The 14,192-nt window shown below is 67.3% G+C and carries 16 protein-coding genes and 1 pseudogene; 4 read left to right on the top strand and 13 right to left on the bottom strand.

Annotated features, from left to right (window positions below; all coding sequences use genetic code 11):
• Both CFB89_RS16810 and CFB89_RS16815 read right to left on the bottom strand, forming a co-directional pair.
• On the bottom strand, positions 1 to 142 hold a 142-nt coding region (locus CFB89_RS16810; protein ID WP_131932263.1), incomplete at its 3' end, for an SDR family NAD(P)-dependent oxidoreductase.
• Between the two features lie 52 nt (positions 143 to 194).
• Positions 195 to 935 (bottom strand): acetoacetate decarboxylase, encoded by a 741-nt coding sequence (locus CFB89_RS16815; RefSeq protein WP_089468834.1) that lies wholly within the window; start codon positions 933 to 935, stop codon positions 195 to 197.
• 432 nt (positions 936 to 1,367) lie between these two features.
• On the opposite strand from CFB89_RS16815, the gene CFB89_RS16825 reads away from it, so the two are divergent.
• Positions 1,368 to 1,949, top strand: a complete 582-nt coding sequence (locus CFB89_RS16825) for an undecaprenyl-diphosphatase (protein ID WP_089468835.1) — start codon at positions 1,368 to 1,370, stop codon at positions 1,947 to 1,949.
• 25 nt (positions 1,950 to 1,974) lie between these two features.
• Here CFB89_RS16825 and CFB89_RS16830 read toward each other — a convergent pair whose 3' ends face one another.
• The 6 genes and pseudogenes from CFB89_RS16830 to CFB89_RS16855 form a co-directional block, all read right to left on the bottom strand.
• Entirely contained in the window at positions 1,975 to 2,208 is a 234-nt protein-coding gene (locus tag CFB89_RS16830) for a hypothetical protein (RefSeq protein WP_089468836.1), read from the bottom strand.
• 153 nt (positions 2,209 to 2,361) lie between these two features.
• On the bottom strand, positions 2,362 to 3,183 hold the full coding sequence (locus CFB89_RS16835; protein WP_089468837.1) for a siderophore-interacting protein: 822 nt from the start codon (positions 3,181 to 3,183) through the stop codon (positions 2,362 to 2,364).
• Between the two features lie 38 nt (positions 3,184 to 3,221).
• Positions 3,222 to 3,935 (bottom strand): PadR family transcriptional regulator, encoded by a 714-nt coding sequence (locus tag CFB89_RS16840; protein WP_089468838.1) that lies wholly within the window; start codon positions 3,933 to 3,935, stop codon positions 3,222 to 3,224.
• A 182-nt stretch (positions 3,936 to 4,117) separates the two neighbouring features.
• Positions 4,118 to 5,206, bottom strand: a pseudogene (locus CFB89_RS16845) (2,3-butanediol dehydrogenase); the annotation flags it as partial.
• 1 nt (position 5,207) lies between these two features.
• Entirely contained in the window at positions 5,208 to 6,521 is a 1,314-nt protein-coding gene (locus CFB89_RS16850; RefSeq protein WP_089468839.1) for an MFS transporter, read from the bottom strand.
• An 18-nt stretch (positions 6,522 to 6,539) separates the two neighbouring features.
• Positions 6,540 to 7,073 (bottom strand): 2,4'-dihydroxyacetophenone dioxygenase family protein, encoded by a 534-nt coding sequence (locus CFB89_RS16855; protein WP_089468840.1) that lies wholly within the window; start codon positions 7,071 to 7,073, stop codon positions 6,540 to 6,542.
• Positions 7,074 to 7,249: 176 nt separating this feature from the next.
• On the opposite strand from CFB89_RS16855, the gene CFB89_RS16860 reads away from it, so the two are divergent.
• A complete protein-coding gene (locus tag CFB89_RS16860; RefSeq protein ID WP_089468841.1) occupies positions 7,250 to 8,221 on the top strand; it encodes a helix-turn-helix domain-containing protein in 972 nt (323 codons plus the stop codon).
• Positions 8,222 to 8,424: 203 nt separating this feature from the next.
• Here the strand turns inward: CFB89_RS16860 and CFB89_RS16865 are convergent, their stop codons facing one another.
• Together CFB89_RS16865 and CFB89_RS16870 are read right to left on the bottom strand one after the other, a co-directional pair.
• Positions 8,425 to 9,372 carry an aldo/keto reductase gene (locus CFB89_RS16865; protein WP_089468842.1) on the bottom strand — a complete coding sequence of 316 codons (948 nt, stop codon included), beginning with the start codon at positions 9,370 to 9,372 and terminating at the stop codon, positions 8,425 to 8,427.
• A 348-nt stretch (positions 9,373 to 9,720) separates the two neighbouring features.
• The gene (locus tag CFB89_RS16870) at positions 9,721 to 10,341 is read right to left on the bottom strand and encodes a LysE/ArgO family amino acid transporter (protein WP_089468843.1); all 621 of its coding nucleotides are present in this window, start codon (positions 10,339 to 10,341) and stop codon (positions 9,721 to 9,723) included.
• 111 nt (positions 10,342 to 10,452) lie between these two features.
• Here CFB89_RS16870 and CFB89_RS16875 point away from each other — a divergent pair, with 111 nt between their 5' ends.
• Positions 10,453 to 11,346, top strand: a complete 894-nt coding sequence (locus CFB89_RS16875; RefSeq protein ID WP_006480142.1) for a LysR family transcriptional regulator ArgP — start codon at positions 10,453 to 10,455, stop codon at positions 11,344 to 11,346.
• Between the two features lie 48 nt (positions 11,347 to 11,394).
• On the opposite strand, the gene fnr is transcribed toward CFB89_RS16875, so the two are convergent.
• The 3 genes from fnr to CFB89_RS16900 all read right to left on the bottom strand — a co-directional run bounded on the left by fnr (position 11,395) and on the right by CFB89_RS16900 (position 13,638).
• Positions 11,395 to 12,141 carry a fumarate/nitrate reduction transcriptional regulator Fnr gene (fnr, locus tag CFB89_RS16880; RefSeq protein ID WP_089468844.1) on the bottom strand — a complete coding sequence of 249 codons (747 nt, stop codon included), beginning with the start codon at positions 12,139 to 12,141 and terminating at the stop codon, positions 11,395 to 11,397.
• A 103-nt stretch (positions 12,142 to 12,244) separates the two neighbouring features.
• Positions 12,245 to 12,712 (bottom strand): universal stress protein, encoded by a 468-nt coding sequence (locus CFB89_RS16885; RefSeq protein WP_089468845.1) that lies wholly within the window; start codon positions 12,710 to 12,712, stop codon positions 12,245 to 12,247.
• Positions 12,713 to 13,230: 518 nt separating this feature from the next.
• On the bottom strand, positions 13,231 to 13,638 hold the full coding sequence (locus tag CFB89_RS16900; protein ID WP_089468847.1) for a DUF3005 domain-containing protein: 408 nt from the start codon (positions 13,636 to 13,638) through the stop codon (positions 13,231 to 13,233).
• A 279-nt stretch (positions 13,639 to 13,917) separates the two neighbouring features.
• On the opposite strand from CFB89_RS16900, the gene CFB89_RS16905 reads away from it, so the two are divergent.
• The gene (locus CFB89_RS16905; RefSeq protein ID WP_006480138.1) at positions 13,918 to 14,151 is read left to right on the top strand and encodes a hypothetical protein; all 234 of its coding nucleotides are present in this window, start codon (positions 13,918 to 13,920) and stop codon (positions 14,149 to 14,151) included.
• Positions 14,152 to 14,192: the final 41 nt, after the last annotated feature.

Genomic DNA, 14,192 nt, shown 5'->3' on the forward strand with positions numbered 1-14,192 from the left:
CGGCGACCGCGTTCGCGCCGTCCTGGTTCAGGTCGGCGATCGCGACGGCCGCGCCGGCCTTGGCCAGCTCCAGCGCGATTTCCTTGCCGATGCCGCTCGCGGCGCCCGTGACGACTGCGGTCTTGCCATTCAGGTTGCTCATGTTCGAATTCCTGTGGTGAAAGGATTGACAGGGAGAAAGGGCTGTTGACGTGTTACTGGGCCAGGTAATCGTAGACGACTTCGCCGAGGCCCAGCGTCAAATCTGCGACGAGGTGGCGCGCTTCGACGATCTCGAGCACGGGCAGGTCGGCCACCGGCGCGAGCGCGTGCGGCGCCAGCTCGAGCGAGGCGGGGCCCGTCCATGCGCCCTTCATCTTGATGTCCTGCATGTAATAGCGCACCAGTTCGCATACGCGCGCGGTGCCGTCGACGTGCGGAATGATCTTCAACAGGAAATTGGGGCCGGCGAGTCGTTTCGCCTGCTCTTCGATATCGAGTTCCTTGTGCTTGTAGCCCATCGTGCCGGTCGCGACACGCACCTTGCCGTAGTCGAGCGTGCCCAGGATGTGATCGGTGTTCACGTGCAGCGTGGGCGACGCGAGCTTCTTCGGGAAGCCCCACAGCTCGCGGCCGCCGGCGATCGGCGGGTGATCGTCGAGATACATCGCGAGCGTATAGCCGCCCGGCTGGCCGTCGTATTCGACGGGGATTACCTGGCCGCTTTCGGTGTAATCGCCGAAGCCGGTCGAATCGGCCATGCGGATGAATTCGTAATGCACGAGCGGCTCGGTGACCTGCAGCGGCTCGGGGACGATTTCGCGGAGGCGGTCCGGATCGGTGCGGTACGTGATGATCAGAAACTCACGATCGACGAAACGGTACGGGCCCATCGGGAACGCGGGGCTGGTCAACGGCATCGCAAACGCCTTCGATCGGACATCGCTGGGTTTCATGCGGACTCCTTGTTGTTGAGCGCTTCGTGGATGAGTGGTCGTAATCGTATGCCTGTGCGTTGCCGTTGTGCGATGCCGCATATGGAATTAATTGTTGCCGATTTCGAATTATTTGAGGCGTAAATATTGAGATGAACGAGGTAAACGGCCTGGACGGCACGAGGCCAAGCGAGGGTCGCATGCGTCGATGACGCCATCATGTGAAAAAGGTGAGGCTTTACGGGAGGCAGGGTGAGCTTTTACGGGGACGTTCACGTGGAAATGTGACAATTGTGTGAACTTGTGTTGCAGTGCAGGTTCTAAGTGCGTTCGCCGCGCGGGCCTCGTCCGGGCGGCTGCCGCATTCAGCCCCGCTTAAGCGGCCACGCTCTGGCATCGTTCGACGCCGGCGGGGCAACCGGCCGAACTTTTACGCCTCACGCAACCGGATTCATGCAGAACGTCAATCTCGCCCTCTTTTCCGCCATCAACGCCGGCGGTGCGTCGCACCCGGGCGTTGCCCGCCTCGCGATCTTCGCCGCCGACTGGCTCGTCTACGCGCTGCCCGCGATGCTGCTGCTGACCTGGATCTTCGGCGCGCGCCCCGCGCGGCGCCAGGCGATCGAAGCCGGCCTCGGCGTTTGCGTGGCGCTCGGGCTCGCGCAGGTGCTCGGGCATGTCTGGTTCTCCCCGCGCCCGTTCATGGCCGGCGTCGGCACGCAGTTGATTCCGCACGCGCCGGACAGCTCATTTCCGAGCGATCACATGACGTTCGCGTGGAGCATGACGGTCGGCCTGCTGCTCGGCGGTACGACGCGGGTCACCGGTTTCGTGATGGCCGCGATGGCCGTGGCGATCGCATGGGGCCGCGTCTATGCGGGCGTGCACTGGCCGTTCGACATGGCGGGCGGCGTGCTGGTCGGCACGGTCGGCGCGCTGGCCGCGCACCTGTACGGGCAACGCGTGACCGCGCCGCTCGAACGGCTCGGCGATTCGGTGCACGCGGTCGTGATGGGGCGCCGGCAGGCGCCGTAAGCGGAAGGCAACCGGCAGGACGCCGTCAGCCGGACGAGCCGGGTGTGCGGGCCGCGTCGGCCGAGGCGGACGGGCCGCCGCCCGCGTCGCGCAGTTCGGGGGTATCGGCCGGAGGCCGCGCGGCATCGCGGTTGAGGGCGCTTTCCGTCAGGATCGCGCACATCGCGACGAACAGCGCGACGACTACCGCGGCGAGGCCGCAATAGCCGGCGATCTTCAGGTGGCGAAGGAAAGGCGAAGCGTGGCTTTCTTTTGTCATGACCGGGCGCTCCTGGGCGGGCTGCGGCGGCTGTCGCCCGACAGCGGCGCGCAGACATAGATATATACCAGCCGCGATGCCGGTGCCAAGCCCGCCGCTGCGCCGGCGCCACGATTGTTTCAGCCGCCCGGCAACCGGGCGCCCATCCCCCGCTCAGTCTTCCAGCGTTTCGTGCACCGCCGCCGCGCCGCGCTTCCAGTAGGCCGCCGCGCGGATGCGCGACTTGTCGACGCCGCGGTCGCCGGTCAGGTGCTGGCGCACCGCACGCATCGACAGCGCTTCGCCGGCCGCCCACATGTAGCCGTCGCCGGACGACGGCAGCGGCAGATCGCGGACGGCGTTCAGCAGCGTGTCGCCGTTCGCCGTGTCGGCTTCGGCGCGGAAACGCCAGATTTCATGCACGTCGGCGCGCGTGTCGAACGAGATCTGTGCGGTGCGATCCGCGACTTCCAGCACGACCGCCGCGCGCGCGCCGGCCGGCAATTCCTCGAGACGCCGCGCGACGGCCGGCAGCGCCGTATCGTCGCCGATCAGCAGGTGCCAGTCGAAATCGGTCGGGATGACGAACGATCCGCGCGGGCCGCCGATGCCGAGCCATTGGCCGACGCGCGCTTGCGCGGCCCACTGCGATGCGGGGCCAGGATGGTTCAGCACGAATTCCAGATCGAGCTCGCAGGCGGCGCGATCGAAGCGGCGCGGCGTGAAGTCGCGCGCGACCGGCTTCGGTTCGCCTTCCGGAAACTTGGGGCCGTTCGCGCCGAGCGTCGGCAGCGCGGGCCGTTCCGCGCCGGGCGGCGGGAAAAAAACCTTCACGTGATCGTCGAACGACGCGGATTCGAAATCCGCGAGATCGGCGCCGCCGAGCGTGACGCGCAGCAGATGCGGCGTCACGGTATGCACGCGCAGCACTTGCAGCAGGCGGAACTTGAGGGTGTGGCGCACGCGGGTGACGGTGCGTTCGGACGTGTTCTGCATCGATCCGTTCTCCTTGGGTTGTGACGGGGCGGCGCGGATCACACGCCGGCGCCGCCTTCTATTTCGGCCGTCGCGCGGCGCATGATGGCCGCGATGCGGCGCTGTTCGTCGGCATCGGCGGCGCTCTTGTGCAGCAGCGCGCGCTTGAGCGCGAGACGCGCCTCGACGAATTCCGGCAGCCAGCCGGGCTGCGATGCGTCCGGCGCATCGGCGCCCGCCGATTCCCCGGCGAACGCGCGGCGCATGAATTCCATCTTGCGAGCGAGGTGCGTGAGGCGCGCGAACAGCGTGTCGACGCGTTCGCGCTGGGCATCGAGATGCTCGCGGCCGGCGTCGGTCAGCGCATAGCGCTTACGGTTGCCTTCCGCCTGCGACGCGACGAAGCCGACTTCGTCGAGATACGTGAGCGCCGGATACACCATGCCGGGGCTCGGGCTGTAGAAACCGTTCGAGCGCGTGTCGAGCGCCTTGATCAATTCGTAGCCGTGGCTCGGTTGCTCGGCCACCAGCGCGAGCAGCAGCAGTTGGAGATCGTCGGAGCTGAACTGGCGGCCGCGCGGCATCGCGTCGTCGCCGAAATCGCCAAAGCCGCCGCGCCCGCCCCGGCCGCCGAACGGGCCGCCACCGAATGCATCGTGGCCGCCGCGACGGTGGCGGCCGATCGCGTGCCAGAGACCGGCGAACCAGTCGGGGCGGGCATGCGCACCATGACCGTCGCATCGGGCATGGCCGCGGAAGTGGTTGTGTCGCATGATCGTGTCCTATATGTCGTAAAACATATCTAAAGATATATATCGAAAGATAGGGAGTCAAGGGGATTATTGGGGGCGGGATGGGGGGCGGCGTGACCGACGGCTTGCGGCGAAGCGGCCCCTACGGCGCTCTGTGGAATTTGAGACCGCATCGATCCCCAGGACCGCAACGCGTGATGCCTCCCGATGGTGGTGGCCCCGCGTGCCGGCCGTTGCGCGGGTGAAACGAGGATCTTGATCTGCGTGCGGTCGGCGAGCAGCGCATCGAAGCCGTCGGCGACGGCATCTTCGAGCGCGACGGTGCGCGTGACGATCGACGTGAGGTCGAGCGCGCCCGACGCGACGATGCGCAGCAGGTCTTCGTACGCGTGCCGGTAGCCGACGCTCGCGGTGAAGGTCAGCTCGTCGTTGACCGCGCGGAACGCGTCGAAACTTGCGTGCGGCATCAGGCCGACCATTACGACGCGGCCGCCTTTACGCAGTGCGCGCGTCGCCGATTCGAACGTGGCCTGCAAGCCGGCCGCTTCGAAACTCGTATCGACGCCGGGCCCGCCGGTGGCCGCGCGAATCGCGCCCTGCATCGACGATGGATCGAGCCCGCGCGCATCGAACGCATGCGTCGCGCCGAAACGCGTGGCCGCCGCGAGCCGTTCGGGCGACACGTCGACGGCGACGATCGTCGTCGCGCCCTGCAGCTTCGCGAGCATGATCAGCAGCAGGCCGATCGGCCCGAGCCCGAATACCGCGCAGGTGTCGCCGAGCCGGAGTTCGCCGCGCCGCAGCGCGTGCAGCGCAACGGCGGCCGGCTCCATCACGGCGGCCTGTTCGAGGCTCACGCCGTCGGGCAGGCGATGCAGCATGTAGGCCGGCACGACCGCGAAGTCGGCCATCCCGCCGTCACCCATCAGCCCGGCGAAGCCCATCGACACGCACAGGTTGTACGACCCCGAGCGGCAATACGCGCACTGGCTGCAGCGATATTCGGGCTCCACCGCGACGCGATCGCCCGCGCGCAGCGCCGTCACGCGTTCGCCGACTTCGACGACGGTCCCGCAGAACTCGTGGCCGAGCGTCAGCGGCGCGGTGCGGCGCGACAGCGGATGCGGCGCGTCGACCGGAATCGCGTGCGGGCCGTCCGCGTATTCGTGCAGGTCGCTGCCGCAGATGCCGCAATACGCGACCGCGATGCGCACGTCGCCGGGGCCGACGCGCGGCGTGTCGATTTCCACGAGACGGACGTCGCGCGGGCCATGCCATTGAAGTGCGCGCATGTCAGCGTCCTCCGAGGTTCGGGGTATCGAGACGGCCCGCGGTGGCGCCTGCGAGCGCACGCTTGTGCAGCACGGCCGGCGCGGTTTCGACGAGGCCTAACGACAGCACGCACGCGAGGATCGCGCCGGCGGCCGACGTCCACATCGCGAACTGCAGGCCGTAACTGTCCGCCGCGAAGCCGGCGACGGTCGGTGCGACGAAGCCGCCGATCAGCTCGCCGGCGCCCATGATCAGCCCGAGCGCGCTTGCGATCGCGCGCGGCGGCACCGTTTCGGCCGGGATCGTCGCCATGAACAGCGTGAAGCAGCCGAGCCCCGTGTACGTGGCGAACACGAGTGCGCCGAGCGCCCAGACCGAGCCGACGTGGATCAGCACGACCGGGCACGCGGCCGCGACCAGCGCGAACACGATCATCGTCGGCTTGCGGCCGATCCGGTCGGAGATCGCCGGCACCGCGAAGCCCCAGAACACCCACGCGGCGCCCACGCAGGTCATCACGACGCCCATGTCGGATGGCGACAGGTGGCGGCTTTGCACGAGGAACACCGGACCGAACGAGATGATCACGACGAACCACGTGAGGAAGAAGCAGCTGATCAGCACGCACAGCAGGATGTTGCGCTCTTTCAACAGCGCCCAGCGGCTGACCTCGGCGCCGCCGGCTGCCTGGGCGCCATGTGTGGTCGCGCTTTCCGCCTGCGCGTGGCGCACGCTGCCGGGCGGCGCTTCGCGCACCCAGCGCCACAGGCAGAACGCGATCAGGAAGCCCGGCACGCACGACACGTAGAACGCCTGGCGCCAGCCGTAGGCGGTCGCGATGCCGATCACGACCGGCGGGCCGATCATCGCGCCGAGCAGGCCGGCGGCCGAGCCCTGCAGCAGGCCCATGTTCAGCCCGCGGCGGCTCGGCGTCGAACTCTCGACCATCAGCGATTGCGACAGCGGCAGCACGGGGCCTTCGGCGATACCCATCAGCGCGCGAAACGCGATCAGGCTCGCGAAGCCGCCGACGAGGCCCGACAGCGCCGAGCACACGGAAAAGCCCAGCACGGCCGCGATCAGCAGCAGCTTGCGAGTGCCGCGCGCGTCGGACCACGCGCTCGTGACGGCGCCCGACAGCGCCCACGTGAGCGCGAGCGCGGACGACACCATGCCGAGTTGCGCGTTCGTCAGGTGCAGCTCGGCTGACATGAACGGGAACAGGAACGACAGCGCGAGGCGGTCGAAGAACACGAAGCCGAACGTCATGAACAGGATCAGCAGCAGCCGGTTCTCGTATGTCCAGGCAGGTCTGGAGGAGCAAGCGGAAGTCATCGTGAGCCTCGCCGCGCGTCAGCGGAACAGCTTTTCGATTGCTTGCGCGCCGAGGCCGACCTTCTCGTAATGCGCCTTGCACATCGCGATGTACGAATGCACGTCGAAGTAGCCGTCGGGATTGCCTGCTTCGTCGAGCCAGATCAGCGGGCCCTTGACGATGAAGAACGCGCGCATCGGCTCGGGGTGATCGAACGCGACGAGCGTGTGACCTTCGCCAGGCGTCTCGTACACGAAATCGCCGCGCGTGGCGGTCCATTCGTGTTCCAGGTAGCCCCATTTCCCCGACAGCGTGTACGCGAACACCTCGTGCGGGTGATAGTGCCGGTTCACGAGCCCGGCTTCCTTCGCCATCAGGATGTCGCACCATTTGTTCTGCGACGGCGAGATCCACAGCGGCCGCGACGAAACCGTTTCGGTGAACGGAACGTAATAGCGCTCGTCGTCGGTGGCCGCGTTCGGGATGTAGGCTTCGGGCAGCGCATCGGGCTTGAACGGATTGGCAATCGCCGGGATGTTTTGCCAGAATTCGGATACGGCTTTGTCGACCACGGTATGTCTCCTCGTATGGGTTGTCGTGGGCTCGACTTTAGCCAGCCGGTGCGCGCCGCTCTTGACTGGGCTGGACGAATTGCTTGACCGAGCCGGACATTGCATCGCACAAGAATCCAGACGAGCCATCCCCCAATCCGTGCCGCTCCGCACGACAGGCGCCAGCAGGAGGCGACGTGACGAATTCGACCGTTCTTTCATGCACGCGAGGCTCGACGGCCGACGTGCCGGCGCGCGACAGGATGGCGTACTGGGATGCGTTCAATGCGGCCACGCTGGTCGGCCTGCGCTGCTCGTCGCTGTCGCCGGCCGGGCTCGAGGCCGAGAAGACGGACATCGCGCTGCCAGGCCTCGGCATCGCCGACATCAGCGGGCAGGACCACGTGATCGAGCGCAGCCCCGCGCTGGTGCGCCAGTTGCCGAAGGAATCATTGTTTGCGTGCCAGATCATGAGCGGGCGCGCCTATTTCATCCAGCGCGACCGGTGCCTGCTCGCGGAAGCCGGCGATGTGGTCGTCTACGACACGCGCGTGCCTTATCTGTTCGGATTCCTGACGCCGATGCGGCAGTTGCTGATCGATATCCCGATCACGACGTTCGACGACCGCCTCGATGCGGAGCTGGCCGCGCTGCCGCTGCGCATCGCGCCGAAGCCGGGCGCGGGCGCGATGCTCGGCGCGACGTTGCGGGCGAGCGTCGAGCGGTTCATGCAGGCGCCAGTCGAGCGCGACGTCGCGCGGTTCGTCGAGCACACGCGCACGCTGATCGCGGAACTCATCGACACGGAAGTGAACGGCGCGGGCGCATCGCGCGCATCGCTGTCGTACCTGCTGACCGCGAAGCAGTACATCGCGACGCATCTCGGCGAGCCGGAGCTCGGACCGCAAGCCGTCGCCGATGCGGTCGGGTTGTCGCTGCGGCATCTGGGCCGCCTCTTCGCGGCCGAAGGCGAATCGATCACGCAGCACATCTGGTCGGAACGGCTGTCGCATGCGCACCGCGAGCTGACCGATGCACGGCTGCGCAAGACGAGCATCGGCGAGATCGCGTTTCGCTGGGGATTTTCGAGCCAGGCGCACTTCAGCCGCGCGATTCGCGAGCGCTACGGCGCGTCGCCGATGGCGCTGCGCGATGCGGCGCGTGCATGACGAGCGTGACGGACGTAACGGGAACGGCGGGCAAGGTGGTTCATCGGCGGTTCTTATGCGTGATTTTGATTCGGCGCGAAGAAGCCCGGTCGAGCCCCGCGGCCATCGGATGCTCGCCATTGTATCCACCCGTCCTGCGTGAATCGCAGGCAGGCCGCGGAACCGCTCGAGCGTGCGATTCCATCGGCCTGCCGCCAGCGGCTTCAGGGCGCGCTGGCCTCGTCGATCCGGCGGATGTCGTCCTGATCGAGCGTGACGCGGATCGCTTCGCCGAGCAGCGCGAGCTGCTCGAGCGACGTCGCGCTCGCGATCGGCGCGGTGATCGTCGGCCGCGCGATTTGCCATGCGAGCGCGATCGCGGCCGGCTGCGTGCCGTGCTTCGCCGACACGTCATCGAGCGCGGCGAGGATGCGCAGGCCGCGTGCGTTCAGATAGCCGGCGACGCGATCGCCGCGCACGCTCTTCTTCAGGTCGGCCTCGCTGCGGTACTTGCCTGACAGGAACCCGCTCGCGAGCGCGTAGTAGTTGACGACGCCGAGCTTCAGCTCGCGCACGACCGGCTCGAGATCGCGTTCGTAGTCGGCCCGATCGAGCAGGTTGTATTCGGGCTGGATGACCTGGTAGGCGGGCAGCCCGTCGCGCGCGCTGATGGTGGCGGCTTCGCGCAGGCGTGCGCCGCTGTAGTTCGACGCGCCGATGATGCGCACCTTGCCCGCGTCGATCAGCGTTTGATAGGCGCCGAGCGTCTCTTCGAGCGGGGCCGTGTCGGCCAGATCGCGATGCGAGAAATACAGGTCGATGTAGTCGGTCTGCAGGCGGCGCAGCGAATCGTCGACGGCCTTCAGGATGTTGTCTTTCGACAGCCCCGCGCGCGTGCCGAGCAGGCCGACCTTGGTCGCGATCACGACCTGCTCGCGCTTGCCGGAGCGCTTCAGCCACTTGCCGATGATCGTTTCCGATTCGCCGCCGTGGTTGCCGGGCGCCCAGGCCGAATAGACGTCGGCCGTGTCGATGAAGTTGATGCCGGTGTCGGCGAGTGCGTCGAGCAACGCGAACGATGCGTTCTCGTCGACGGTCCAGCCGAAGACGTTGCCGCCGAACGCGAGCGGCGAAACCTGGATGCTGGATGTACCGAGGGTGCGATGGGCCATGTTCCTCTCCGATAACTGCAGGTAACGGGATTGAACTGCGGGATGGGTCGAGGCGATCGCGGCGGGACGGCAGGATGCGCGGGGCGGTTCCGCCGTGGTCGCGGGACACCGGACATTCTCGCCGATCGTTTCGATTCGTGCAGGCGCGGTAACGTCGCGATGGTGGACGGATTGCGGCAGATGACGGAGGCCGTGTCCGCTGCGTGAGTCCGCCGGGTGGCTAAGTTCGATCGGGAGCGAATTTTTGCGGCGACGTGCGCGACGGGAATCACGCAGGTTGCGCGGGCGGGGCGCCGACGCGGACGGAAAGCCGGGCGGCACGCGGCCGCCCGTGCGTAGACGGTTCGGTCAGCGCAACTGCACCGCCGCGAGGAACAGCACCATGCTGCCGATCGCGCCATCCAGCACGCGCCACGCGACCGCCTTGCGGAACCACGGCGCCAGCAAACGCGCGCCATAGCCGAGCCCGAGGAACCACACGACGCTGACCGTCATCGCGCCGATCGCGAACGCGAGCCGTGCGCCTTGCGGCTCGCGTGCGCCGGCCGTGCCGATCAGCAGGAACGTGTCGAGATACACGTGCGGGTTGAGCCACGTGAACGCGAGCGTCATCAGCACGATCGCGAGCGCGCCCTGCGGCGGCGGCGCGACGGCGTCGCCGCGCACGTCGAGCGTGTCGTGGCCAGGCTTGAACGCACGGCGCAGCGCATTGATGCCGAACCACGCGAGATACGCGAGGCCGACGTACAGCACAGCGTGAACGAAGGTCGGATAGCGCTCGACGAGCACCGAAGCGCCGCCCACGCCAGCACCGATCAGGATCATGTCGGACACCGCGCACAGCAGCACGATCTTGCCGACGTGCGAGCGCATGATGCCCTGGCGCAGCACGAACGCGTTCTGCGCGCCGATGGTGACGATGAGCGACGCGCACAGTGCGGCGCCGTGGGAAAAAGCGAGCCAGTTCATGAGGGGGGGGCAGCCGTGGAAGCAGTAGACGAATGAATCGGGTAGCGCTAGTCTGCGGTCGGTATGGGAATAAGAGAAGCTAAATCACCTAATGTGGATTAAGGAAATCTAATGCTCGACTACGCGTTGCTCGATGCCCTCGCGGCGGTGATCCGGCACGGCTCGTTCGAGCGGGCGGCCAAGGAGCTGAACGTCACGCCGTCGGCCGTGTCGCAGCGCGTGAAGCTGCTGGAGGAACGGGTCGGCAGCGTGCTCGTCAAGCGCGGGCAGCCGTGCGTCGCCACCACGTCGGGCGCGCTGTTGTGCCGGCATACCGAACGCGTGCAACTGCTGGAAGCCGAGCTGGGCGGCCGGATGCCCGCGTTGCCGGGCCAGATCGCGAGCGCGTGGCCGACGTTGCGCGTGGCCGTCAACGACGACAGTGTCGCGACGTGGTTCATCGACGCGGTTGGGCCGTTTTGCACCGAGCGCGAGACGCTGCTCGACCTCGTGATCGACGATCAGGATTACACGGCGTCGCGTATCCGCGACGGCAGCGTGCAGGGCGCGGTGACCGCGCAGGCCGAGCCGATCCAGGGGTGCCGCTCGGAGCGGCTCGGGCGGATCCGCTATCGCGCGGTATGCTCGCCGGCGTTCTACGCTCGCTATTTCGACGCGGGAATCACGCGCGATGCGCTGCGCCGCGCGCCGTGCGTGATGTTCAATCCGAAGGACGGGTTGCAGGCGCGTTTCATCCGGCGCGTGACGCGCGCGGATCTCGATCCGCCGCAGCACTGGATACCGCACGTCGCGGGCTATCTGCGCGCATGCGAAACGGGATTGGGATGGGGGATGTGCCCGGACCGAATGGTCGACCGCCAGCTGGCGGCGGGTGAATTGATCGACATGTCGCGCGGGCGAACCATCGACATCGATCTGTACTGGCAGAGCTGGCGTTTGTCGATCGGCTGGCTCGACGATTTCAGCGCGGCGCTGAAGGCGCGCGCCGCGCTGTTTCTCGATTGACCGGCGACGTGACGCAGGCGGCGCGCACGCGGTGCGCGCCGGGCGGCGTCAGACGTGCTGCAGGCCGTCGAAGTCGATGATCTGCACGTGACGGCCCTGCATTTCGATCAGGCCGCGCTTCTGGAATTTCGACAGCGTGCGGCTGACCGTTTCGAGCGTCATGCCGAGATAGCTGCCGATGTCCTCGCGCGTCATCCGCAGGTTGAATTCCGACGGCGAGTAGCCGCGCTTCAGGTAGCGTGACGACACGTCGAGCAGGAATGCGGCGACGCGCTCTTCGGCATTCAGCGAACCGAGCAGCATCGTTTGCGACGTTTCGCGCACGATCTGCTCGCTCATCAGCTTGTGCATGCGCAACTGCATCGAGCCGGCTTCCGAGCACAGCGCCTTGAGCGCGCTGTACGGAATCACGCAGACCGAGCTGTCTTCCAGCGCGACCGCGGTGCGCGGGTGCGTATCGTCGCAGATGCCGTCGAGGCCGAGCGCTTCGCCGGCGAGATGCAGGCCCGTGACCTGTTCGCGGCCGTCATGGCGCGTCGCGACGGTTTTCAACGAGCCCGAGCGCACCGCGTACAGGTTGTCGAATGCGTCGCCTTCGCGAAACAGCGCTTCGCCGCGCTTGACCGGGCGTGCCGCGCAGATGACCGACTCGAGGCGGCTGAGCGCTTCGGGCGCGAGGCCCTGCGGCATGCACAGGTGCCGCATCGCGCACGACGAGCAGTGTGCGGCCTGGCGGGGAGCCCAGCTGCCGGTATGGGGCACGGCGGCGGGGCGGGTGGCGACGGGCGTCAGCATGATCGTTTACTCCGGCATTGGATCGACGAAATCATTGTCCCACCGCAAGTTGCCGCTGTCGGGTGACAAAACGTCGCGACCGGCCGCGCGTGCCGAACGCCGCTCAGGCAGCCGGCTCGTCCGCGTTGGCGGCCGCCGGGATCAGCAGCACCGGCAGCGTCGCGTGGCGCACGCATTGTTCGGCAATGCTGCCGAGCACGAGGCGGCGGAAGCCGCGGCGGCCGTGCGTGCCGAGCACGAGCAGATCGGCGCCGAACGCTTTCGCGCCGTCGAGGATCAGCGACGATACGTCGTTGATCGACGTCGCTTCGTTCAGCCGCGTTTCGCCTTTCACGCCGGCAGCCTGCATCAGCTTCGCGAAATCCTGCGCGAGCGCGTTGCCCTGCGCGACGAGCTGATCGCGCAACACGGACGGATCGTAGCCGGGCACGTTGTAGTAGATCGCGGCGTTCTCGACGACGTAGAACGGCTGCAGCTCCGCGCCGTGCGCTTTCGCGAGCGCCAGCGCGGCATCGAACGCATGGCGGGACGTGTCGCTGCCGTCGACGGCAACCAGAATACGCTTGTACATAGTGTCTCCGAATGGCGGGTTGAAACGAAGTCGGCCGGATGGCCGATCGGGCCGGGCAATGCGCCACGCTGCGAGGCAGGGTAAACCAACGGCCGCGATCGTGCAGCGAGGCGCCTGCCGTGCCGTGCGATCGCGCCGTCTGTGCCGGCCGTGCGTGGCCATGCGCGCCACGCGTGATGCATCGCGCGATGCGTGTCGTATGGTTCGGCTGCGTCGTCGGCGAAAACGCATGCGCGCGCATCGACCCGGCATGGCAACCATGCCGATGCGGCGCACGTAGCGCCATTCAATCGAAATCGCGCCGTGACGCCATGACTTCGATCAACGCATGTGCGTCGACACGATGCGCGGCATGCATGATTGCGAATCCCGATGCCAATACGCGGAATCGTTTACCGCGACATCGTGCGAGCACGTCTCGGCCCGCGGTCCGGTCGCGCGCGAATGCACCGCCATCGGTCATCGTCATCGGCCGATGGCGGTTCCCAAACGAACGATCGATTCAAACGTCGCGCGGGCTATCTCGGCACGACGGTCAACTCGATGACGCGCTCCGGCCGGCGGCCATGGCCGGGCCAGTACGCGCTGCCGTACATCCGATGAGCGGGACCGAACGGCGTGTCGCCCGCGGACGGCGCGTCGAAGCCCTTCTCGATCACCATGTAGCCGGCGCGCAGCGCGAACGCCGGATGGTTGCCGTCGGGGCGGCTGTCGAAACCGGCCAAACCGTCGCCGGCTTCCGGCATCGCATTGACGAGCGACGCGTTGCTGCGTGTGATCTGGTCCGGCGAGATCGGCCCGACGCCGGCGAGCCGCGACGCTTCGCGGTGCTTGCCGTCGGTGTCGACCGTGCTGTCGTGCGTGTCGTCGTTGTCGAGTTCGATGCTGCGCGGATGCGCACGACGTGTTTGAGCGGATGATTCCATCGCGGCTCTCCTGGCGGCGACACGCTCCGGATCGAAGCAAATCCCGTTCCGGGCACGACGGGAAAAGGCGCGCGGGCGATCGCCGCAGTCGCGCGACGCGCACTGATTTGTCATGATTTATTTCAGCTAGAAGACGCGTTTTCTACAGAGTATGATTCTTTTCCTGCGAAGCGGCGACAGGGGATGAAGTCTCGCCGCCTCTGCCCGCGCCGGGGCGCCGCAGCACCCTTAAAGACGGGTAGCGAACAACAAAGCAAAGGGACTAGAGGTGGCGGACTCATGCAAGCGACTACTGCCTTCACGCATCGCGGTTATCTGTTGAATTGCGCGCCCGCACGCGCCAGTGACGGTTCGTTCAAGCCCTACGTCGTGATCTCCCGATCGAGCGACGGGGAGCTCGTGGCGAACCGGTTCTTCCCGATCGAGCTCCAGTTCAACGACGAAGGCGACGCGATCGCGCACGCGCGCGACTGGGCCGTGCGCTGGATCGACGCGAGCAGCATCTCGATGTGACGCCCTCGCGCGTGCGGCGTCGGCCGTCCGGCCGATCCGCG

The organism is Burkholderia sp. AU16741, assembly GCF_002223345.1.
GTDB lineage: Bacteria > Pseudomonadota > Gammaproteobacteria > Burkholderiales > Burkholderiaceae > Burkholderia > Burkholderia sola.